The sequence below is a fragment of the Lysobacter sp. H23M47 genome (genome assembly GCF_015209765.1).
GTDB classification, from domain to species: Bacteria; Pseudomonadota; Gammaproteobacteria; order Xanthomonadales; family Xanthomonadaceae; genus Novilysobacter; species Novilysobacter avium.
Genome location: NZ_CP063658.1, coordinates 526264 through 544033, shown reverse-complemented (window position 1 = coordinate 544033; position 17770 = coordinate 526264). Strand labels below are relative to the sequence as shown.

General features: G+C 66.4%; 15 protein-coding genes and 2 pseudogenes. 8 read left to right on the top strand and 9 right to left on the bottom strand.

Annotated features, from left to right (window positions below; genetic code table 11):
* Window positions 1-11 precede the first annotated feature (11 nt).
* Window positions 12-830: pseudogene (gene pgeF, locus INQ43_RS02410) on the bottom strand (peptidoglycan editing factor PgeF); the annotation flags it as partial.
* Entirely contained in the window at window positions 831-1805 is a 975-nt protein-coding gene (gene rluD / locus INQ43_RS02405) for a 23S rRNA pseudouridine(1911/1915/1917) synthase RluD (RefSeq protein ID WP_194037014.1), read from the bottom strand. It abuts the pseudogene before it with no gap.
* Window positions 1806-1885: 80 nt separating this feature from the next.
* Between rluD and INQ43_RS02400 the strand changes: the two genes are divergently transcribed.
* Window positions 1886-2731 carry an outer membrane protein assembly factor BamD gene (locus tag INQ43_RS02400; RefSeq protein WP_194037013.1) on the top strand — a complete coding sequence of 282 codons (846 nt, stop codon included), beginning with the start codon at window positions 1886-1888 and terminating at the stop codon, window positions 2729-2731.
* Between the two features lie 196 nt (window positions 2732-2927).
* Here the strand turns inward: INQ43_RS02400 and INQ43_RS02395 are convergent.
* A pseudogene (locus INQ43_RS02395) lies at window positions 2928-3677 on the bottom strand (polysaccharide deacetylase family protein); the annotation flags it as partial.
* 90 nt (window positions 3678-3767) lie between these two features.
* On the opposite strand from INQ43_RS02395, the gene grxD reads away from it, so the two are divergent.
* Entirely contained in the window at window positions 3768-4697 is a 930-nt protein-coding gene (gene grxD / locus INQ43_RS02390; RefSeq protein WP_194037011.1) for a Grx4 family monothiol glutaredoxin, read from the top strand.
* A 21-nt stretch (window positions 4698-4718) separates the two neighbouring features.
* Here the strand turns inward: grxD and INQ43_RS02385 are convergent, their stop codons facing one another.
* The gene (locus tag INQ43_RS02385; RefSeq protein ID WP_194037010.1) at window positions 4719-5261 is read right to left on the bottom strand and encodes a DUF924 family protein; all 543 of its coding nucleotides are present in this window, start codon (window positions 5259-5261) and stop codon (window positions 4719-4721) included.
* A 181-nt stretch (window positions 5262-5442) separates the two neighbouring features.
* Here INQ43_RS02385 and INQ43_RS02380 point away from each other — a divergent pair, with 181 nt between their 5' ends.
* Window positions 5443-6861 carry an amidohydrolase gene (locus INQ43_RS02380; protein WP_194037009.1) on the top strand — a complete coding sequence of 473 codons (1419 nt, stop codon included), beginning with the start codon at window positions 5443-5445 and terminating at the stop codon, window positions 6859-6861.
* Between the two features lie 11 nt (window positions 6862-6872).
* Window positions 6873-8159: an amidohydrolase family protein gene (locus INQ43_RS02375; RefSeq protein ID WP_194037534.1), complete on the top strand. Its 1287-nt coding sequence runs from the start codon at window positions 6873-6875 to the stop codon at window positions 8157-8159.
* Between the two features lie 267 nt (window positions 8160-8426).
* On the opposite strand, the gene INQ43_RS02370 is transcribed toward INQ43_RS02375, so the two are convergent.
* Complete coding sequence (locus INQ43_RS02370; RefSeq protein ID WP_194037008.1) at window positions 8427-10286, bottom strand: DUF885 domain-containing protein; 1860 nt, start codon at window positions 10284-10286, stop codon at window positions 8427-8429.
* Window positions 10287-10471: 185 nt separating this feature from the next.
* Between INQ43_RS02370 and INQ43_RS02365 the strand changes: the two genes are divergently transcribed.
* On the top strand, window positions 10472-10816 hold the full coding sequence (locus INQ43_RS02365; RefSeq protein WP_194037007.1) for a hypothetical protein: 345 nt from the start codon (window positions 10472-10474) through the stop codon (window positions 10814-10816).
* Between the two features lie 7 nt (window positions 10817-10823).
* The gene (locus tag INQ43_RS02360; RefSeq protein ID WP_194037006.1) at window positions 10824-11519 is read left to right on the top strand and encodes an ATP-binding protein; all 696 of its coding nucleotides are present in this window, start codon (window positions 10824-10826) and stop codon (window positions 11517-11519) included.
* A gap of 58 nt (window positions 11520-11577) precedes the next feature.
* On the opposite strand, the gene fghA is transcribed toward INQ43_RS02360, so the two are convergent.
* From fghA to frmR, 3 genes are read right to left on the bottom strand one after another with little or no spacing between them, the layout of a single operon-like run.
* On the bottom strand, window positions 11578-12408 hold the full coding sequence (gene fghA, locus INQ43_RS02355; protein WP_194037005.1) for an S-formylglutathione hydrolase: 831 nt from the start codon (window positions 12406-12408) through the stop codon (window positions 11578-11580).
* Window positions 12409-12456: 48 nt separating this feature from the next.
* Entirely contained in the window at window positions 12457-13566 is a 1110-nt protein-coding gene (locus INQ43_RS02350) for an S-(hydroxymethyl)glutathione dehydrogenase/class III alcohol dehydrogenase (RefSeq protein WP_194037004.1), read from the bottom strand.
* Between the two features lie 13 nt (window positions 13567-13579).
* On the bottom strand, window positions 13580-13855 hold the full coding sequence (frmR, locus tag INQ43_RS02345) for a formaldehyde-responsive transcriptional repressor FrmR (protein ID WP_194037003.1): 276 nt from the start codon (window positions 13853-13855) through the stop codon (window positions 13580-13582).
* A 590-nt stretch (window positions 13856-14445) separates the two neighbouring features.
* On the opposite strand from frmR, the gene INQ43_RS02340 reads away from it, so the two are divergent.
* Together INQ43_RS02340 and INQ43_RS02335 are read left to right on the top strand one after the other, a co-directional pair.
* Window positions 14446-15486, top strand: a complete 1041-nt coding sequence (locus INQ43_RS02340) for a serine hydrolase domain-containing protein (protein WP_194037002.1) — start codon at window positions 14446-14448, stop codon at window positions 15484-15486.
* A 56-nt stretch (window positions 15487-15542) separates the two neighbouring features.
* Window positions 15543-16046: a nuclear transport factor 2 family protein gene (locus INQ43_RS02335; RefSeq protein WP_194034946.1), complete on the top strand. Its 504-nt coding sequence runs from the start codon at window positions 15543-15545 to the stop codon at window positions 16044-16046.
* Window positions 16047-16127: 81 nt separating this feature from the next.
* Here INQ43_RS02335 and INQ43_RS02330 read toward each other — a convergent pair whose 3' ends face one another.
* Entirely contained in the window at window positions 16128-17762 is a 1635-nt protein-coding gene (locus tag INQ43_RS02330) for an NAD+ synthase (RefSeq protein WP_194037001.1), read from the bottom strand.
* Window positions 17763-17770 lie beyond the last annotated feature (8 nt).

Here is a 17770-nt window from a genome sequence, read left to right as displayed (position 1 = left end):
GTCCAGGAATCGGGCTGGAGCCAGACGAGTGACGCCATTCGCCCGGTGCGCTGGTCGCGGCGGTGCGAATAGAAGCGCGCCGGGTCGGCGATAGTGCACAAACCGCCGCCAAAGATGCGATCCGCCACAAGCCCCGCGCCCGTCAGGCGGCGCCGCGCCAGCGCGTACAGGTCGACATTCCAGTGCCCGGGACGGGTGGCGATGAAGGAGTTGTCCGCCCAGCGGTCGCGCGAGACAAACGCATCGCGGACCTCGGCACCGACCTCGTAGTGCTGCGGACCGGCGGCCGGTCCCAGCCAGGCGATCAGGCGCTCCGGCGACGTCGCCATCGCGTTCACGGTGGCTTCGAGCACGCCGCCGACCAGGCCCCGCCAGCCGGCGTGGGCGGCGCCGACTTCGCTGCCGTCATCGGCGCAGAACAGCACGGGCAGGCAATCGGCGGTAAGGATTGCCAGCACCGTGCCGGGCACGGACGTCACCGCCGCGTCGGCTTCCGGCTCGTTGGATGCTTCAACCTGAGCGCGACCGCTCAACGAGTCGGTGCCGGTGGACGCCGTTGAAGCGCCACTACGCTCTACTGCACGAAACACTCCCGTCCCATGCACCTGCCGCAACCACACCGGAGCCGAGGGCAGCCCCGCGACGCCGACCAGCGCCGCCCGGTTGGCATCCACCGCCGCGGGATCGTCGCCATCGGCGGCATAGCGGTTGCCCAGGTTGAACCGCTCGAACGGCGCCACCGACACACCCGCGCCATAACGCAGCGTGGTGAGCCCGTGCACCCCGCGCGGCGCGGGCCAGTCAGCGGGCAGGAGCGGTGAGGCGCCCACTCAGCGCGCTCGCTCGAGCGCCTCGGCGGTGTCGTCGCGCAGTGCGGTCACCAGGGCCTGCATGTCCGCCGGCATCGGCGCGCTGCAGCGCACCGGCTCGCCGGTCACCGGATGCACGAACTCGAGCGTCTCGGCGTGCAGGGCCTGACGCCTGAACCCCTTGAGCGCGGTCACCAGCGCCTCATTCGCGCCACGCGGCAGTTTCAAGGACCCGCCGTACAACGGATCGCCGATGATCGGATGCTTGAGGTGCGCCATGTGCACGCGGATCTGATGGGTACGGCCCGTCTCCAACCGGCACTCCAGCAGGGTGTGCGCGCGGAAGCGCTCGCGCAGGCGGAAATGGGTGATCGCGTCGCGACCGTCCTCGCGCACCGCCATGCGGATGCGGTCACGCGGGTGGCGGTCAATCGGCGCCTTGGCGGTGCCGCCCGACACCAGCGCGCCCGACACCACGGCCAGGTACTGGCGATGGACCTCGCGCGATGACAGTTGCTCGACCAGCGCGGTGTGGGCCACCAGCGTGCGCGCGACCACCATCACCCCGGAGGTGTCCTTGTCGAGGCGATGGACGATGCCCGCGCGCGGCAGGGCGTTCAGGTCGGGCTGGCGATACAGCAGCGCGTTGACCAGCGTCCCGTCCGGATTGCCGGCGCCCGGGTGCACCACCAGGCCGGCGGGCTTGTCGATCACGATCACGTGCTCGTCCTCGAACAGGACGTCCAGCGGAATGTCCTCCGGCTCCGAGCGCGTCTGCACGTCCGGCGTCACGTTCAGGCTGACCAGTTCGCCGCCGTGCACGAGATCGCGCGGGCGCACGGAATTGCCGTCCAGCAGCACCTCACCCGACTTGATCCAGGTCGAGAGCCGGGAGCGCGAATATGCCGGGAACAGCTCCGCCACCACGGCATCGAAGCGGCGGCCCGCGGCGGCGACGGGCACGGTGGCCTGGAGGGCGATCTCGGGTTGGCTCATTGGCAAGACACGGTTAAGGGCACACGGCGCGGGACTGCTATTATCGGCGCTTCGTGCCCCCGGCGCCCGTGATATCGACCATGACCCATCGTTATGCCCCCCTCCGCGTGCTGTCGCTGCTGCTGATCCTCGCTTTCATCGGCCCCGGCTGCTCCATGTTCAAGAAGAAAGACACCACTCCGGAGGCCGCGCCGGTGGAGGAGCTGTACGAGAAGGGCCACGCCGCGATGAAGCGGGGCAACTGGTCCGCCGGTGCCGCCAACTTCAAGGGCCTGGTCGCCCAGTACCCGTACGGTGCCTACACCGAGCAGGCGCTGATCGAGACCGCCTACGCGCAGTACAAGGCCGGCAATCACGAGGAAGCGATCAGCAGCATCGACCGCTTCATCCGTACCTACCCGACGCACCGCAACATCGCCTACCTGTACTACCTGCGCGGGCTGGTGAACTCCAGCCGCGACACCGTATTCCTGCAGAAGGTCTGGAAGCTCGATCCCAGCCGCCGCGACCTGGCCACGCCGCACCAGGCCTACAACGACTTCTCCATCGTCGTGGAGCGCTATCCCAACAGCCGCTACGCCGCCGACGCGCGCGAGCGCATGGCCGAGCTGCAGAACACCTTCGCCCGGCATGAGCTGGAAGTCTCGCTGTACAACCTGCGCCGCACGGCCTATGTCGCGGCGGTGGAACGTGCGACCTACCTGCTGGAGACCTACCCCGACAGCAAGTACCAGAACGACGCGATCGCCGCCCTCGCCGCTGCGTACACGGGCCTGGGCAATGAGACCCTGGCCGCGGACACCCGCGCACGCCTGCAGAAGGCCGATCCGGGGCATCCGTACCTGGCCGGCAACTGGCCGAAGTACCCGGGTGACTGGCGCAAGCTCAACCCGTTTGCACGCGAGAAGTCGGCGCTGGATTACTGAGCGGCACCCCCGCGTTCGCAAAACATCCGCTACATCAGGAAACGCCGCCTCCGGGCGGCGTTTTGCCGTGGACGGGATTCGCCTCGCGCGGATGCGGCGAAGGTCGCCAATCAAGTCGTGCCGCGTCCGGATCGGTGGAGTTTCTGGATCCAGCCGGGCCGTCCCGCGCGTCCGCTACCGGCAGCACTGCTCGGAACCCTTGCTTCTCCAGCAGCTGCAGTAGCAGTCGCAGCGTTTCCACGTTGCGCCCATGCCGGGCCCCCTCGTGCATCAATACGATCGCGCCCGGCGCCAGGTCGCGCTCGATACGCGCGACCACCACCTGCGGATCCGCGGCGACCGCGTCGAAGCCTCGTGCGCTCCAGGCGACGCGGGCGAGGCCGTGCTCGCGCAAGGCACTCGCCACGAACGGATTGGCCATGCCGACCACGGCACGGAACCAGCGCGGCGCGACGCCGGCGATCGCCGTCAGCTCGGCCTGCGCAAGACCGATCTGCTCGCGCATCCGCGCCGGGCCCAGCGCCCAGAACACCGACTGCGGGTGGCTGTGGCTGTGGTTGCCGATCCCGTGCCCGCGCCTCACGATCTCGCGCACCAGCTCGGGTCGTTCACGCGCACGCTCGCCCACCAGGAAGAACGTCGCCTTGGCGGCATGCGCATCCAACAGGTCCAGCACCGCCACGGTGTCATCCGATGGACCGTCATCAATGGTCAGCCATACCACGCGCTCCTCGGTCGGCAGGCGAGTCAGGACCGGGCTGAACAGCCGCGAATCGGGCTTCAGCGTGCCCCACAGGAACGGCACATGGGTGGCCAGCATCGCCGGCAGGCCGACCGGCCAGCCCCAGCGCCACCAGGCGGCCGCCACCACCAGCTGGGAAGCGAGCAGGATCATCCACCACGCATGCGGACGACGGGGAACACGGTGGGCTACGGGGATCGCCATGATCTGGATCATGCCAGCGTCAGCCACGCCTCGTTACACTGGCCGGCCTACCCGGGACGTAATCCGTCCGCATCTTACGGAAGCCTTGTCATGTCACTTGATCCCGCACTGCGCTCGCGCATCGAAGAACTGCTCACCACCAACCGCGTCGTCCTGTTCATGAAGGGCGAGCCGGCGGCGCCCCAGTGTGGGTTCTCGGCCAAGGCGGTCGGACTGCTGGGCGCGACCGGGGTGAAGTACCAGCACGTGGACGTGCTCTCGGATCCCGAGATCCGCGAAGGCATCAAGGTCTACGGCGAATGGCCGACGATCCCGCAGCTCTACATCGACAAGGAGCTGGTCGGCGGCAGCGACATCATCGAGCAGATTGCCCGCTCCGGCGAGCTCTACACGGCGCTGGGCGTGCCGGCTCCGGACCGCACGCCGCCGGATATCACCATTACCCCGGCAGCAGCGAAAATGCTCGGCGAAGCCGTGGGCAACGCCGGCAAGGGATACGCGTTGCAGGTCGAGATCGACCCGCGCTTCAACGCCCGCCTGCAGCTGGCGCCGGTCGATGACAACGCCATCACCAGCGAGGCCGAAGGCCTGCGCGTGCAGTTCGACGTCGCCAGCGCCCAGCGCGCGCGCGGCCTGTCGATCGACTGGGTCGAGGACGAGCGTGGCCGCGGCTTGGTGATCGACAACCCCAACGCACCACCCAAGGTAAGCGTGCTGGAAGTGACCGAGGCGGCCGCCAAGGTGGTCGACGGCGACGTCGTGCTGGTGGATACGCGCCCGGCCGAGGAACGTGCGGTGGCCTCGGTCAAGGTTCCCTTCAAGACGCTCGACGGCAACGGTCGCGCGGAACTGGAAGACCTGCCCAGGGACACCGGACTGGCGTTCATCTGCCACACCGGCGTGCGCAGCGCCCAGATCGCCGAAGACTTCCGCGCGCTCGGCTTCAAGCGTCTGTACAACGTCGCCGGCGGCATCGCCGAGTGGAGCGCTAAGGTCGATCCTTCGGTACCGACATACTGAGCCGGCGCACTCGCGGCGGCTTCAGCCGCTGAAGCCGCCTTCGTCCAGCCACGCCTGTTCGGTCGGCGTGGTGGCACGTCCAAACAGCGCGTTGCGGTGCGGGAACCGCCCGAAACGCTCGATGATCGCCTGATGGTGCAGGGCCCACTTGTCGGGCTCCTCGCCTGGCATCGTACGGTGCAGTTCGACGGACCGCTGCTGCTGCATCGGGTCCTCGCTGTGGGTGAAGGGCAGATAGAAGAAGCGTCGCAGCTCGGGATCGATCTGGGTGTCGAAGCCGTGCCCGACCGCCCGCGTGGCGACCTCGCAGGCCAGAGGGTCGGTGGCGTAGGCGTGCGCGCTGCCGCGGAAGATGTGGCGCGGGACCTGGTCCAGCAGCAGGACCAGCGCCATGGCGCTTTCCGCCGACTCCATCCACTCGTGCAACTCGCCGCGCGAGGCGGCCATGTGCGCTTCCCCCAGCTGCTCGCGCACCCGTCGGTCGAAGGCTTCGCCGCCCCCGAACCACATGTCGGGGCCGGCCTCACGCCAGAATTCAAGGACCGCTGCGGCCGTCGTGTCCATCGGGCACCTCTTCATCAGGAAAGGCGTCGAAGGTAGCAGGAGCTGCGTCTACGGCGCGGTGAACAGCCGACCGGGCTGGCTGCATGACCAACGTCACTCTTGGCACCGCTGCGGTCCGCGGCTACGGTGAATGCATGGCAACGCTGGCGCAATCGCCGCCGCGACCCAACGGGGAAATCCAATGCTACGACCATATTCCGCGCTGCTCGCGGCCGCGCTCGCGCTGGCACTCGGCGCCGCAGCGTCGACCGCCGACGCGCGCCCCTCCTCGCTGCCCGATCCCTATCCGAGCACCTACCAGGTGATTGCCTCGCCGGCCGTGCTGCTGCAGGGTGCGACCGTGCTCACCGGCACCGGCGAGCGGATGGAGGGCGCCGACGTGCTGATGGTGGACGGCCGAATCGCCGGAGTCGGCGTAAACCTGTCTGTACCCGCCAACACGACCGTCGTCGATGGGCGCGGCAAGTGGGTGACTCCGGGCATCATCGATGTGCACTCGCACCTGGGCGTCTACCCGAGTCCTGGCGTGCGCGCGCACAGCGACGGCAACGAGATGACCGCGCCGGTGACCGCGGCAGTGTGGGCCGAGCATTCGGTCTGGCCCCAGGATCCGGGTTTCAACGCCGCCCGCGCCGGCGGCATCACCTCGCTGCAGATCCTCCCGGGCTCGGCGAACCTGATCGGCGGTCGCGGGGTGACGCTCAAGAACGTGGCCGCGGTCAGCTACCAGGCGATGAAGTTTCCCGGCGCGCCGTGGGGGCTGAAAATGGCCTGCGGCGAGAACCCCAAGCGCGTCTATGGCGAGAAGGGCGGCCCGGCGACGCGCATGGGCAACGTCGCCGGCTATCGAGCCGCGTTCATCGAGGCCGCCGAGTACCTGAAAAAGAACGGCGGCGGCAACGATTCGGCCCGCAAAAAAAGCCGCTGGGGCAGGCAGGACGAGGCCGAAAGCGCCGGCAAGCAGGACCTGAAGCTGGAAACCCTCGCCGGTGCGATCAACGGCGACATCCGCGTGCACATCCACTGCTACCGCGCCGACGAGATGACGACGATGCTCGACCTGGCCGACGAATTCGGCTTCCGCATCGCCGCCTTCCACCACGGCGTGGAGGCCTACAAGATCGCCGACAAGCTGGCCCGCTCCGGCACTTGCGCCGCGCTGTGGTCGGACTGGTGGGGCTTCAAGCTGGAGGCATTCGATGGCATCCAGGAAAACATCGCGCTGGTGGACCGCCAGCCGGGCAGCTGCGCGATCCTGCACAGCGATTCCGCCGACGACATCCAGCGCCTCAACCAGGAGGCCGCCAAGGTGATGGCGCACGCGCAACTGGCCGGCATCGAGATCGCACCGGAGCGGGCGATCCTCTGGCTGACCGCCAATCCGGCCAAGTCGATGGGCATCGCCGATCAGACCGGCACGCTGGAAACGGGGAAAATGGCCGACGTGGTGCTCTGGAGCGGCAATCCCTTCAGCGTGTACGCCAAGGCCGAGCAGGTCTACGTCGACGGCGCACGCGTGCATGACCTCAACGATCCTTCGCGGCGGGCGACCTCGGACTTCATGCTCGGCCAGCCCGCCACCACCGGAGGCGCCCTGTGAAGCGCCTCGCAATGACGTCGCTGGCCGCGGCCGTGCTGGCACTGTGCGCGATTCCTGCCACCGCGCAGGAGTTGCTGATTCGCAACGCCACCGTGCACACCGGGACGAGCCCGGCGTCCCTGACCAACACCGACGTACTCGTCAGCGGCGGCGTTATCCGCCAGATCGGTGCGGCGCTGACCGCGCCGGCCGGCGTGCGGGTCGTGGACGCGAACGAGCGCCGCCTGACGCCGGCCCTGTTCGGCGGCATCACTGGCATCGGCATCGAGGAGGTCTCCGGCGAGCGCTCCACCGTGGACAGCCGGCTCGGCCTGGGCGCGGCGGGGATGCCGGTGCGACCGGAGTTTGACGTCACCCTCGCCTACAATCCCGACTCGCTGCTGATCCCGGTCGCCCGCATCGAGGGCATCGGCTGGACCCTGCTGGGCGCGGGCAGCGACAGTGAAGGCTCGATCATCGGCGGCCAGGGCGGTGTGTTCCGCCTTGACGGCAGCGCGGACCCGATCGGGCCGAAGGCGTTGTTTGTCGATATCGGGGCAGACTCTGCGGGGCTGAGCGGACAGTCGCGCGCGGCGCAGTGGATGATCCTGGACCAGTTGGTGGACGAGGTGCGCGGCCGGATTCCGGCGGACGCCAAGGCAGCGTTGTTGACGCCCGCAGGGCGCAAGTCACTGGCGACGTATCTCGACGACGGCGGCCGCGTCGTGGTCGCAGTTGACCGCGCCGCCGACATCCGCCAGTTGTTGCGCTGGGCGGCGAAACACAAGGTCAGGATCGCCATCCTCGGCGGTGCGGAGGCGTGGAAGCTGGCACCCCAGCTGGCAGCGGCGGACGTGGCGGTGTTCGTCAATCCGCTGGACACCTTGCCGTCGAGCTTCGACCAGATCGGCGCGACGCCGGAAAATGCCGCCCGGCTGGCAGCAGCCGGAGTGACGGTGGGCTTCAGTCAGAGCGACGACGGATCCCACAACGCGCGCAAGATCCGCCAGGCGGCCGGCAATGCCGTGGCCCACGGCCTGCCCTGGGACCTTGGCGTGGCCGGTCTGACGTCGGTGCCAGCGAAGGTCTTCGGCGTCGCTGACACTCTCGGCAGCATCGCCGTTGGAAAGCGTGCCGACATGGTGCTGTGGAGCGGCGACCCTCTGGAAGTGAACGCGGTGGCCGCCCAGGTCTGGTTCGACGGCAAGCCGATCCGGATGCGCAGCCGGCAGACGGATCTGCGGGATCGGTATCTGCAGCCGGATGTTCCGGCTGAGCGCGGCGGTTTGCCGCCGGCGTATCCAGCGGCAGTGCGTTAGTAGAAGCGCCGAGGACGCATACCCTTGGGTGCGAATGTCCCCCGGCACCGGTCAAACCGGTGCCTCCTCCTTTACTTCACACCCAAGGGCATGCATCCCCGACGTTAAATAGTGGCGGCTGTTGCGGAAGGTAAATCCGGCGGCTCCGAACCCACAGCGTAGGGGCGGGACTTGCCGGCCTTCGGGGCGAAATAAAGGAGGAGGCCTCCGCCGCAGGCGGAGGCCGGGGGACATTCGCCACGAAGGTCGGCAGGGTCCGCCCCGACCTCAGCCCGCCTTTTTCTCGTCCACGATCCACTGGTCGATACGCCGCTCCAGCAGGGTCAGCGGCATCGCGCCGCCGCCAAGAATCGCGTCGTGGAAACGGCGGATGTCGAAATCACCGCCCAGTTCGGCTTCGGCCTTCGCGCGCAGCTGCTGAATCTTGATCATGCCGATCTTGTAGGCCGTCGCCTGGCCGGGCCAGGTGATGTAACGGCGCACTTCGGCCTCGATCGCCTCGGTCGGGATCGAGCTGTTCTCGGCGAAATACGCCACCGCCTGCTGCTGGGTCCAGCCCTTGGCATGCATGCCGGTGTCGACCACCAGCCGGATCGCCCGCCACATCTCCGAGGTCAGGCGGCCGTACTCGGAGTACGGGTCGGTGTAGGTGCCCGGCATCTCGCGCGCGAGCCACTCGGCGTACAGGCCCCAGCCCTCGGCGTAGGCGGTGAACCCGGCCTGCTTGCGGAATTCCGGTACGCCTTCCAGTTCCTGCGCGATGGCGATCTGCATGTGGTGGCCCGGCAGTCCCTCGTGGTAGGCGATGACCTCCAGCTCGGTCTTCGGCATCGCGTTCATGTCCGACAGGTGCGCGTAGTACACGCCGGGGCGGCTGCCGTCCGGGGTGCTGGGGTAGTAGTGTTGCGCGGCGCCATCCACCTCGCGGAACGCTTCCACCCGCTTGACCACGATGTCCGCCTTGGGCAGCAGGCCGAAGTAGTTGGGCAACTGCTGCTTGATGGTGGCGATCGCCTTGCTGGCGTCATCGATGTACGCCTGGCGCCCCGCATCGGTGTTGGGATACTTGAACTGCGGGTCGGTGCGCATGAAGTGGAAGAACGCCTGCAGGTCGCCCTTGAACCCGACGCGCTCTTTCAGTGCCTCCATCTCGCCGCGGATCCGCGCCACTTCGTCCAGTCCGATCTGGTGCACTTCATCGGGGGTGAGGTCGGTCGTGGTCGATGCCTGCAGGCGCTGGGCGTAATAGGCCTTGCCATCGGGATGGGTGGTGCCGACGCCGGAGGGATTGGCCTTGGCGTTCGGGAGGTCGGCCTTGAACCAGGCGAGCATTTCGGCGTAGGCCGGCTGCACCGCTTCCACCAGCGCGGCGCGGGCCTGCGCCTTCAACTCGGCCGCACGTGCCGCGTCGATCTTGCCGGCCTTCACCAGCCCATCGGCCTTGGCCTGCGCGTCGGCCCACAGCGCGCTGTCGGCGCCGTCAGTAAACGGGGCGCCGGTGACCACCTTGCCACCCTGCTCGAGCACGCCCTCGTGGGCGAAACGTGGCGGCCGGATGCCCTTCTTCGCCGAAATTTTCACCTGCTCCATCAGCTGCCCGAACGCCCGCGGCACCTCGCGAAGGCGGGCGATATAGGCAAGGTAATCCGATTCGTCCTCCACCTTGTGGAAGTTGATCAGGAAGGTCGGCAGCTGCGATTGCATGCCGCCCATCTGCTCGAACGGATACTGGTGATCGACAAACCGGTGGCCGGCCTTTGACTGCTCGACCTGGTACTTGAACAGGTCCCACGAGAGCTGGGCATCGTCGCCGAGGGCGTCGTAATCAAAGTTCGACTGCATCTCCTCCAGTGCGGCGATCTGCCATGCCAGTTGGCGGTCGCCCGCCGCGCGCGACAGGTCGTCGATCTCGGAATAGCGGTCCTTGCGGCCCAGGAAGGTCATCTGGATCGGACTGAACTGCAGCTGCTCCTCGTACTTGCGCTCGAACCACGCGTTGAGGCGCGCGTCCTCGCTGGGGGCCTGGACGGACGCGGCGGTCGGCGCCGCGGCTTTGGTGGTGACGCCGGGCGAGCAGGCGACACACAGGGCAAGGGACAACGCGGATACTGCGAGGATGCGACGCATGGGCACTCCAGGGACGGAATGGGAGCGGCGCTCCCGGTGTCCCGATGATGCCGGATGGGAAGGTGGGTATGCGCAGTGCCAAAAGACCTGCGCGCTTGTCAGCTCGCGCAACAAGGATTGGCTTCACCCCTATCCGATCGCCGGCACCCTAAGCTGGGGCATTCAGAAAAAAAGGATTTTTACGCATGGCTACCCGCTACTACATCACCCTCCCCGACGGCGCGCGCGCGCGTGGCGCCGACCCGGATCTGTCCTTCACCGCCCAGACTGGCGAGGGCTTCGCCGCCGAACTGCAGGCCGCGTTGCGCGGCGACGGCCTGTTCGAGCGCTGGCGTCGCAAGCAGGACGAACCCGACGAGGTGGACCGTTCCCTCGCCGCGACCGACCCGGATGCGACGGTGGAAGGTGCGCAGGACGACCTGCATATCGACCTGGTGGTGACCTCCAGCATCCCCGGCGCGGTGCTGAAGCAGCGCCTGCGGCTGCTGGCCGGCAGCGCGTGGGAACTGCGCGACGTCAAGTCCGCCTGAGCGACCGATGTCGCGCCGGATCCTGCTCGCGTGGAGCGGCGGCAAGGACGCCGCCTGGACCCTGCACCGCCTGCGCGGCCGTGACGACGTCGAAGTGGTCGGCCTGCTGACCACCCTCAACGGCGACTTCCAGCGGGTCGCCATGCACGGCATCCGTCGCGCCGTCCTGCGGGCGCAGGCGGACGCCGTCGGCCTGCCGCTGCTGGAGTCGGTGATCCCGCACGGCTCGGACAACGACACCTACGAGGCCACCTTCGCCGCCAGTCTGCGTCAGGCGAGCGATCGCTGGCCGGGCATGGACACGGTCGCGTTCGGCGACCTGCTGCTGGCAGACGTTCGCGATTGGCGCGAGGCGATGTGCGCCCGCCACGTATGGCGCATTCTCACGCCGTTGTTCGGCAGCGATACCACCGCGCTGGCGCGCGAGATGCTGGACGGTGGCCTGCGCACCCACCTGTGCTGCGTGGATACGCAGCAACTGGATGCGCGCTTCGCCGGCCGCCTGTTCGATACGGCGCTGCTGGCGGACCTTCCCGCTGGCGCAGATCCCTGCGGTGAGAACGGCGAGTTCCACACGCTGGTCGAAGATGGCCCGATGTTCCGGCGGCCGCTTCAGCTGCAGCGGGGGGACACCGTGCTGCGCGACGGGCGTTTCGCGTTTACCGAGTTTCGGCTCGCGGATCAGACGACCGCGTCGTCCTGAACCAACCGAGCCGCGCGCGGAGTGCCGTCAGCTCACCCCGCGCGGACATCCCCCGTAATCAGCCCTTCATCGCCTTGGCGTGGTGGGCCATGTGCTCGCCGATGAAGCTGGCGATGAAGTAGTAGCTGTGGTCATAGCCCGGCTGCATGCGCAGGGTCAGCGGGTGGCCGGCCGCCTCGCAGGCCTGCTGCAGAAGGTGCGGGCGCAACTGCTCCTCAAGGAAGTTGTCGGCATCGCCCTGGTCGACCAGCAGCGGCAGGCGCTCGCTGGCATTGGCGACCAGCGCGGTGGCATCCCACTGCTTCCACTCGTCGCGATCGTCACCGAGGTAGGCACCGAAGGCCTTCTCGCCCCAAGGCACCTGGCTGGGCGCAACCACCGGCGAGAACGCCGACACGCTGCGGAACATGCCCGGGTTGCGCAGCGCGATCACCAGCGCGCCGTGGCCGCCCATCGAGTGCCCGCTGATGCCGCGCGCGGTGGTGGTCGGGAAATGCGCATCCACCAGCGCCGGCAGCTCCTGGGTGATGTAGTCGTACATCCGGTAGTGCTTCGCCCACGGCTCGCGGGTCGCGTTGAGGTAGAAACCCGCGCCCTGGCCGAGGTCGTATGCCTCGTCATCGGCGACGCCTTCGCCGCGCGGGCTGCTGTCGGGCGCCACCAGGATCACGCCGTGCTTGGCCGCGTAGCCCTGCGCGCCGGCCTTGGTGATGAAGTTCTGCTCGTTGCAGGTCAGGCCCGACAACCAGTACAGGACCGGGCACGGCCCCTGCTTCGCCTGAGGCGGCAGATAGACCGCAAAGTCCATGTCCACGCCCAGCGTGCTGGACGCGTGCTGCCAGACTTCCTGGCTGCCGCCAAAGCTGGCGTGCTGTTCAACCTGTTTCATGAGTTACCTCGTATCAACGGAGCGCGCGGGTGTTGGATCGTCGCGCCATCAGTAGTGGATCACGGTGCGGATCGACTCGCCGGCGTGCATCAGTTCGAACGCCTCGTTGATCCGCTCCAGCGGCAGGGTGTGGGTCACGAACGGCGCCAGCTGGATATCCCCGCGCATCGCGTCCTCGACCATGCCCGGCAGCTGGGTCCGGCCCTTGACGCCGCCAAACGCGGTGCCCATCCACTTGCGCCCGGTCACCAGCTGGAACGGCCGCGTGCTGATCTCCTTGCCCGCACCGGCAACGCCGATGATCACCGACTGGCCCCAGCCACGATGCGCGCATTCCAGTGCGGCGCGCATCACGTCGACGTTGCCGATGCACTCGAAGCTGTGGTCCACGCCCCAGCGCGTCATCTCGACGATGACTTCCTGGATCGGCTTGTCGTGGTCCCTGGGGTTCACGCAGTCGGTCGCGCCCATCTGCCGGGCCAGCTCGAACTTCTCGGCATTGGTGTCGATGGCGATGATCCGCCCGGCCTTGGCCTGCACCGCGCCCTGGATGACCGCCAGCCCGATCGCGCCCAGGCCGAAGACCGCCACGCTGTCGCCTTCGGCCACCTTAGCGGTGTTGTGGACCGCGCCGATGCCGGTGGTGACCCCGCAGCCGAGCAGGCAGACGTGTTCGGGGTTGGCGTCGGGGTTGACCTTGGCCAGCGAGACCTCGGCGACGACGGTGTACTCGCTGAAGGTCGAGCAGCCCATGTAGTGGTAGATCGGCTCGCCGTTGTAGGAGAAGCGCGTGGTGCCGTCGGGCATCACGCCCTTGCCCTGGGTCGCACGCACCGCGACGCACAGGTTGGTCTTGCCGCTCTTGCAGAACAGGCACTCGCCGCACTCGGCGGTGTAGAGGGGAATCACGTGATCGCCGGGCTTCACGCTGGTCACGCCCTCGCCGACCTCGACCACGATGCCCGCGCCCTCATGCCCGAGCACGGCCGGAAACACGCCCTCGGGGTCATCGCCCGACAGGGTGAACGCGTCGGTGTGGCACAGCGCGGTGTGGGTGATCTTGACCAGGACCTCGCCCTTGCGCGGCGGCTCGACATCGATCTCGACGATCTGCAGGGGCTTTCCGGCTTCGAAAGCGACGGCGGCACGTGATTTCATGGCGTTCTCCAAATCATTTCAGGTAAGCGCGCACCAGCGCCACGGCATCGTCGATGCCCGCCTGGCGGCGTGAAGGATCCTCAGCAGGGCTTCCCAGCTCCCCGCGCAGATGGCTTTCCAGCACCTGCGACATTACGCCGTTGACCGCGCCGCGGATCGCGGCGATCTGCTGCAGTACCGGCCCACAGTCCGCCCCCGCCTCCAGCGCACGCTCCAGGGCTTCCAACTGTCCCCGCGCGCGGCGGACCCTGGCCAGGACACGTTTCTTTTCTTCGGGGGAGTGCGGCATGACGTGGCGTCTCGGATACTGGGGGAGAGTATACACTCACCCGGCCCGAGGCAGTACGGGGATTTGCCACCGCCACCAGCGCCGTGTGATTGCCCCGCGTGGCATCGACAGAGAGAATGACCCCAGATGAACCGGAATACTCCACCAAGCCATACGTTTCGACGTGCATAGCGCATGTCGGCAATCTCTTGCGTCTATGCGCTGATGCGAGCACCTATGCGTCATCTTTCGCGAAGCGCAAAATCAGCCGTGCTGGGTCAACCGTAGCGAAGATGGGTCGATCATCGGCAACCGTAAATTCGACAAAGGCGTCTTTCCATTGCTTTCGTCGCGCCATTTCCTGTTTCGTCGCACAAGCCTTGCAACGAGTCCGGCAACTTGCGACCTTGCAGGCACGACCCACCCATTCTCTTATTACTGATAACACGGTGTTGGAGCTCACTTTCGCCTTGTCAGCGGTTCGCTCTGAGAACGCGGATGGTGATGTTACCTATCAGGCTCCTCGAGGGTGACCAATGCCTAATTCAAGATTTCAATTGCTATGTCTCCTGTTGATTGGAATAAGTGCTTGCAGTGCGCATCAACCTCCCGTGACAGCACAAGAGAGAACTTATCTCTCCAACATCGATCAAGCGCTTGCGACCGAACTTCCGGCCATACTTGTAGATGCCGGCGTCGCGAGTGTTTCCGTAGCTCAGATTGAGGGAAATCGGATTGTCGCTCTGCAGGCGGCCGGGTTGCAGGCTCCGGGGCAGCCGGCCACGCCTGATACTCGCTACAACGTCGCTTCGCTGACCAAACCAATTACCGCCGAGGTTACGCTTCGCTTGATCTCAGAGGGAAGGTTCACCCTGGATGAGTCGATGGCGCAGTACTGGGTGGATCCGGACATTGCCGATGATCCCAGAGCCACCTTGCTGACGCCTCGACTCTCGTTGAGCCATCAAACAGGGTTTCCGAACTGGCGCGATCCCGTCGAAGGTCTGAAGTTCGAGGGCGACCCAGGCATGGCACCCGGGTATTCAGGGGAAGGGTATGAATATCTCGCGGCATTCATTGGGAAGCGCACTGGCGCTGGCTTGGAAGCGCAAGCAAAGCGGCTTGTATTCAAGACCATTGGCATGTCAGCCACCTCTTACACCCTACAGTCGAGTGACGCACGAGCGATTGCGCAAGGCAGGGACGCGGACGGCAAGTGGCAATTGCCAACGATCAGGCAGCGCGCGCTTGCATCAGATGACTTGTATACCACTGCACGGGACTACGCCAGATTCATGATCTCTCTGATGGATGATCAGGGATTGAGCTCGGCTATTGCCGCTGAACGTGGAATGATTCAAGCGGATCGCCGGGAAGAAACCTGCAAGAACATTCCGTCAGAGCTTTGTCCTGAAAAAGCAGGCTTCGCGCTGGGCTGGGAACTGCTTGTGCTCAATGGCCAACGCTATTTCATGCACACAGGCGCCGACGACGGTGCTTTTGCACTGGCTTACTGGGATGCGAACAACCGCAAGGGCACGGTGATCCTAACCAACAGCGACGAGGGATATCGCGTGGTCTTGCCAATACTCGCCCAGATTGGGGCCAACCCCGAGTACGTCGACCTGCTTCGCGCGATGGCGGCAAACTAGATCAGCGACAGATACGCACGTACTTAATCCACAAAAACACAGTCAAGGGAAAATTCATGAAGCGTCAGTCATCGATTCTGCTGATCTATCTGGCCTCATTCACCCTGGGGATTTCATCTGCGTTCGCTGGATCCGGACAGCAGGAAACAAACAGCTCCAAGGACACGCTCTTCACCAAGGTTACCGGCCTGGACAAAGCCATGTTCGATGCTTTCAATCATTGCAGTGACCCCAAGCAGCTGAAGCTTCACGCCTCCTACTTTGCTCCTGACGTTGAGTTCTACCATGACACCGGCGGCGTGACCTGGACGCGCGACGAGATGATCGCGAACACGGAAAAATATGCCTGCAGCCACTATAGACGCGAACTGATTCCGGGAACGCTCGAGGTTTTCCCCGTGAAGGACTTCGGCGCAATCGCGAAGGGCACGCACCGTTTTTGCCAGAGTGATAATGGCAAGTGCGAAGGGAAGGCAGACTTCCTTCTGGTGTGGCAAGAGAAAGATGGCCGGTGGCAAATCACTAGATCACTGAGCTTTGGGCACAGACCAAACAACTGATCGTCACTCGTAAGCCGGTTGGTTTCACCGTCCCGCAAACCTCACTGCACCGTCTAAGTTAGCGTTCTGTCCGCGCCCCCCCTACTCGCGAAACCCGTTACTGATCGGATACCGCCGCTCGCCGCCAAACGCCCTGCGCGACAGTTTCGGACCCGGTGCGGCCTGGTGGCGCTTCCACTCGCTGATCCGGATCAGATGCAGCACGCGGTCGACGGTGGCCACGTCGAAACCAGCGCGCACGACCTCGTCGCGTGACTGCTCCTGGTCGATGTAGCGGCGCAGGATCGCGTCGAGCACGTCGTAGGGTGGTAGCGAATCCTCATCCTTCTGGTCGGCACGCAGTTCGGCCGAGGGCGGGCGTTCGATCACGCCGACCGGCACCACCGGATCGCCCACCGTGTTGCGCCAGCGCGCGAGCTCGAACACCTCGCTCTTGTAGAGATCCTTGATCGGGGCGAAGCCGCCGGCCATGTCGCCGTAGATGGTCGAATAGCCGACCGCGTACTCGCTCTTGTTGCCCGTGGTCAGCACCAGGCCGCCGAACTTGTTGCTCAGCGCCATCAGGATCGCGCCGCGGATCCGCGACTGCAGGTTCTCCTCGGTGGTATCCACCGCCTGGCCTTCGAACACGTCCTCCAGCGCGTCCAGGTAGCCCTGGAACGGCTTCTCGATCGGCACGCTCAGCAGCTCGACGCCCTGCTCCTCACACTGCTCGGCGGCCAGGTCGTTGGACAGGCTGACGGTGTAGCGCGAGGGCATGCGCACCGCAGTGACGTTGTCGGCGCCCAGCGCGTCCACCGCGATTGCCAGCACAACCGCCGAGTCGAGGCCACCGGACAGGCCGACCCAGGCCTTCTGGAAACCGTTCTTGCGGTAATAGTCGCGCGTCGCGGTGACCACGGCGCGCCAGGCCAGGGCGTCGCGGCTTTCGTCGCCGTCCTGCTGCCACAGCACTGGGTGGAACCGCTTGCTGGTTGGCTCGAAATCCACCACCAGCCACTGCTCGGTGAAGGCGGACGCCGCCGGATGCACGCAGCCATCGCCATCGGCGACCAGGCAGGCACCGTCGAACACCACCGAATCCTGGCCGCCCACGCAGTTGACGTAGGCGATCGGCACGCCGCTGGCGCGCGCCGCATCTTCCAGCAACTGGTCACGCCGGCCGTGCTGGTCGTGCTCGAACGGCGAGGCATTGATCGACAACACCAGCTGCGCACCGGCCCCGACCGTTGAGGCGAACGGCTCGTGAAACAGCATGTCCTCGCCGACCAGCAGGCCCAGCTTGACCCCGTTGGCCTCGAACACGCAGTCGCCGCCGTCGGGATCGACAACGAAATAGCGCCGCTCGTCAAAGCCGGCGTGGTTGGGCAGCTTGCGCTTGCGATAGGTCTGCTCGATCCGGCCCTCGCGCAACACGCTGGCGGCGTTGTAGACCACCGATCCGGCCGACTCCGGCCAGCCGACAACGACGGTGATCCCGGTGGCAGCCGCGGCGATCTGTTCCATTGCGTTCTCGCAGGCGCGCAGGAACCCCGGCCGCATGAGCAGGTCCTGGGGCGGATAGCCCGATACCGCGAGCTCCGGGAACAGCACCAGGTCGGCGCCGTGATCGTCACGCGCCTGCTCGATCAGCTCAACGATCAGGTCGGCATTGTCATCCACCGCGCCGACGGCGAAGTCGAACTGGGCCATTGCGATGCGTAGGGACTGGGTCATGGGATTCG

Coding starts and splice junctions, on each gene's coding strand:
- rluD (WP_194037014.1), bottom strand. CDS start 1,805: ATGAGCCAACCCGAGATCGCCCTCCAGGCCACCGTGCCCGTCGCCGCC.
- INQ43_RS02400 (WP_194037013.1), top strand. CDS start 1,886: ATGACCCATCGTTATGCCCCCCTCCGCGTGCTGTCGCTGCTGCTGATC.
- grxD (WP_194037011.1), top strand. CDS start 3,768: ATGTCACTTGATCCCGCACTGCGCTCGCGCATCGAAGAACTGCTCACC.
- INQ43_RS02385 (WP_194037010.1), bottom strand. CDS start 5,261: ATGGACACGACGGCCGCAGCGGTCCTTGAATTCTGGCGTGAGGCCGGC.
- INQ43_RS02380 (WP_194037009.1), top strand. CDS start 5,443: ATGCTACGACCATATTCCGCGCTGCTCGCGGCCGCGCTCGCGCTGGCA.
- INQ43_RS02375 (WP_194037534.1), top strand. CDS start 6,873: ATGACGTCGCTGGCCGCGGCCGTGCTGGCACTGTGCGCGATTCCTGCC.
- INQ43_RS02370 (WP_194037008.1), bottom strand. CDS start 10,286: ATGCGTCGCATCCTCGCAGTATCCGCGTTGTCCCTTGCCCTGTGTGTC.
- INQ43_RS02365 (WP_194037007.1), top strand. CDS start 10,472: ATGGCTACCCGCTACTACATCACCCTCCCCGACGGCGCGCGCGCGCGT.
- INQ43_RS02360 (WP_194037006.1), top strand. CDS start 10,824: ATGTCGCGCCGGATCCTGCTCGCGTGGAGCGGCGGCAAGGACGCCGCC.
- fghA (WP_194037005.1), bottom strand. CDS start 12,408: ATGAAACAGGTTGAACAGCACGCCAGCTTTGGCGGCAGCCAGGAAGTC.
- INQ43_RS02350 (WP_194037004.1), bottom strand. CDS start 13,566: ATGAAATCACGTGCCGCCGTCGCTTTCGAAGCCGGAAAGCCCCTGCAG.
- frmR (WP_194037003.1), bottom strand. CDS start 13,855: ATGCCGCACTCCCCCGAAGAAAAGAAACGTGTCCTGGCCAGGGTCCGC.
- INQ43_RS02335 (WP_194034946.1), top strand. CDS start 15,543: ATGAAGCGTCAGTCATCGATTCTGCTGATCTATCTGGCCTCATTCACC.
- INQ43_RS02330 (WP_194037001.1), bottom strand. CDS start 17,762: ATGACCCAGTCCCTACGCATCGCAATGGCCCAGTTCGACTTCGCCGTC.